Source organism: Streptomyces sp. SID3343, assembly GCF_009865215.1.
In the GTDB taxonomy this organism is placed as follows: Bacteria; Actinomycetota; Actinomycetes; order Streptomycetales; family Streptomycetaceae; genus Embleya.
In genome coordinates this window covers 1-3,499 of record NZ_WWJX01000927.1, presented here as the reverse complement: position 1 = coordinate 3,499, position 3,499 = coordinate 1, and the positions used below count along the sequence as shown (strand labels likewise).

Here is a 3,499-nt window from a genome sequence, read left to right as displayed (position 1 = left end):
GACGGGCGCTGCAAGGCGTTCGCGGGCGCGGCCGACGGCACCGGGTGGTCGGAGGGTACCGGCCTCGTCCTGGTCGAACGGCTCGCCGACGCCCACCGGTTGGGCCACCGCGTACTCGCCGTGCTGCGCGGCAGCGCGGTCAACCAGGACGGCGCATCCAACGGCCTCACCGCGCCCAACGGGCCCGCGCAGCAGCGGGTGATCCGGCAAGCCCTGCGCAACGCCCGGCTGTCCGGCGCCGACATCGACGCGGTGGAGGCGCACGGCACCGGCACCACCCTCGGCGACCCGATCGAGGCCCAGGCCCTGATCGCGACCTACGGCAAGGACCGGTCCGAGGATCGGCCGCTGTGGATCGGCTCGGCGAAGTCCAACATCGGCCACACGCAGGCCGCCGCGGGAATCGTCGGCGTGATCAAGATGATCGAGGCGATGCGCCGCGGCGTGCTGCCCAAGACTCTGCACATCGACGAGCCGACCCCGCACGTGGACTGGTCGGCGGGCGCAGTACGGCTGCTCACCGAGGCCCGGCCCTGGCCCGAGACCGGACAGCCGCGCCGGGTCGGCATCTCGGCGTTCGGCGCGAGCGGAACCAACGCGCACGTCATCCTGGAACAGCCCGCCGCAGCCGACGCGAACGAGGCCGAGCACGAGGCCGTCCCACCCACGGCGCTCGTGCCGTGGACCGTGTCCGGCAAGACCCCCGAGGCGCTGCGCGCCCAGGCCGCCCGGCTCGCCGAGTTCGTCCGCGGCGCGGCCGGACAGACGGCCGAGGTCACCGACATCGGCCACTCGCTCGGCACGTCGCGGGCCGCGTTCGACGAACGCGCGGTCGTGCTCGCCTCGGACCGGACCCAATTCCTGGCCGGCCTGGACGCGCTCGCCGCCGGCGAACCGGCCGCGCGGCTCACGCTCGGCAGCGCCGCCGCTGCGGGCCCGCTCGCCTACCTGTTCACCGGACAGGGCAGCCAGCGAGTCGGCATGGGCCGCGAACTCCACGACACCTACCCGGTGTTCGCGGCCGCCTTCGACGAGATCGCCGACGCCGTGGACGAGCGGCTGGCCGGGCACGTGCCGCACCGGCTGCACGACGTCGTGTTCGGCGTCGCGGCCGACGCCGCCGAGCAACTCGACCGAACCGTGTACGCCCAGCCCGCGCTGTTCGCGATCGAGGTCGCGCTCTTTCGGCTCTACGAATCCTGGGGCTTGCGCCCGGACTTCGTGACCGGCCACTCACTGGGCGAACTCACCGCCGCGCACGTCGCGGGCGTGCTCACCGTCACCGACGCGGCCACTCTCGTCGCGGCCCGGGCCCGGCTGATGCAGTCGATGCCCACGACCGGCGCGATGATCGCGGTGCAGGCGACGGAGGAGGAGGTGGCCGCTGCGCTGATCGGACACGAGGACGCCGTCGGCATCGCCGCGGTCAACGGTCCCACGGCAGTGGTGATCTCGGGCGAGGCCGACGCGGCTCTCGCGATTGCGGCCGGCTTCGCCGAGCAGGGCCGCAAGACCAAGCGGCTGCGGGTCAGCCACGCGTTCCACTCGCCACTGATGAGCGGGATGCTCGCCGAGTTCGGCCGCATCGCGGCCACGCTCGCCTACCACCCGCCGCGGATCCCCGTCGTGTCCAACCTGACCGGGCGGATCGCCGACCACGACCGGCTCGGCCACGCGGAGCACTGGGTCGCGCACGTGCGCAACGCGGTTCGGTTCGGGCCCGCGATCGAGCAGCTGGCAGCCGAGGGCGTCACGACGTACCTCGAACTCGGTCCGGACGGCACCTTGACCGCCTTGGCCCAGGACATCCTGGCCGAGACCGAGCAGGCGGTCTTCGCCGCGGCGCTGCGCCGCGACCGGGACGGCATCGAGACGGTGCTCGCGGCCCTGGCGACCGCCCACACGCACGGCGCGGCCGTCGACTGGGCCGCGTTCTACCGCCCGTTCGCGGCACGCCGGGTGGATCTGCCCACGTACGCGTTCCGGCACCGACGGTTTTGGATCGACCAGGCGCCGGGCGACGCGGGCGACGCGTCGGGGCTGGGCCTGGGCGCGGCCGACCACCCCTTGCTGGGCGCGACGTTGCGGGTGGCGACGGACGGCGTCGAGAGGGCGGGCGCCGTGCGGGAGGGCGAGGCCGTCCTGCTCACCGGGCGACTGTCCACCCGCACCCACCCGTGGCTGGCCGACCACGTCGTGATGGGCACCGTACCGGTCCCGGGAACAGCCTTCGTGGAGGCGGCGATCCGGGCCGGGGACGAGGTCGGCCTGGACACCGTCGACGAGTTGGTGATCGAGGCGCCGCTGATCCTGCGCGCGGGGGACGCGGTACACGTCCAGGTGGTCGTGGGGGTGGGCGAAGCGGACGGTCGGCGGCCGATCGCGGTGTACGCGCGGCCCGACGACGCCGACCCGGACGCGGCCTGGACCCGGCACGCTTCCGGGTCCCTGACCGCCTCGACGAACGGCGACGCCGACGAGAGCCCAGTCGGGAGCGCAGCCGGGCACAGGGTCGAGGGCGCAGTCGGGAGCGCCGATCCGGGCGCGGCCGAGGCCCAGTGGCCCCCTCCCGGGGCGACCGTGCTCGACGTGACCGACGCCTACACCGCGCTGGCCGAGGCCGGCATCGACTACGGCCCCGCCTTTCGCGGCCTGCGGGCCGCGTGGCGCCTCGGCGACGACATCCTCGCCGAGGCGGCGCTGCCCGCCGAACAGCACGCCGACGCCGCCAGGTTCGGCATCCACCCCGCGCTCCTCGACGCCGCGCTGCACATCGCGGCCTACCGCGCCCTGGAGCACAACCGGGACGGCGAGAGCCGACTGCCGTTCGCCTGGAGCGGCGTGCGGCTGCACGCCGGTGCGGCCACCGCGCTGCGGATCCGGATCACCATGACCGGCCCCGGAGACCTCACCCTCCACGCGAGCGACCAAAGCGGCGCGCCCGTCGTCACCATCGCGTCGCTCGCGACCCGATCGGTCGGCGCCGAGCAACTCGACGCGTCACGCGCACTCCCGCACGACGCCCTCTTCGAGGTCGCGTGGACGAGCGTGGCCCGGCCCGTCACCGACGTCGCGCCCTGGGCGGTGCTCGACATCGCCCCCGAGGGCATCGGCGAACTCGTCGACGGTTCGGGCGACGCGGTCGTGGTCGTCTCGGTGTGCGCGACGCTGCTCGACGTCGTCGAGGCCGCACATCACGAAACCGCCCGCGTACTGACCGCCCTACAGGGCGACAGCCCCCGGATCGCGGTCGTCACCCGCAACGCGACCGCCGTGGTCGCGACCGACGTGCCCGACCCCGCCGGAGCGGCCGTCACCGGCCTGGTCCGCTCGGCCCAGTCGGAACAACCCGGCCGGATCGTGCTGATCGACCTCGACGCCGACCCCACGTCGCTCGCCCTGCTCCCGGCCGCCTACGCCACGGCCGTCGCCGCCGACGAACCGCAGATCGCGGTCCGGGCAGGCGAGTTGTACGTACCGCGCCTGCGCCGCCCGAGCG

At 74.6% G+C, this 3,499-nt stretch carries 1 protein-coding gene; it reads left to right on the top strand.

Going from position 1 to position 3,499, the window contains the following annotated elements; genetic code table 11:
- A partial coding sequence (locus tag GT354_RS54625; RefSeq protein ID WP_161359328.1) for a type I polyketide synthase occupies positions 1-3,499 on the top strand: 3,499 nt, incomplete at both ends.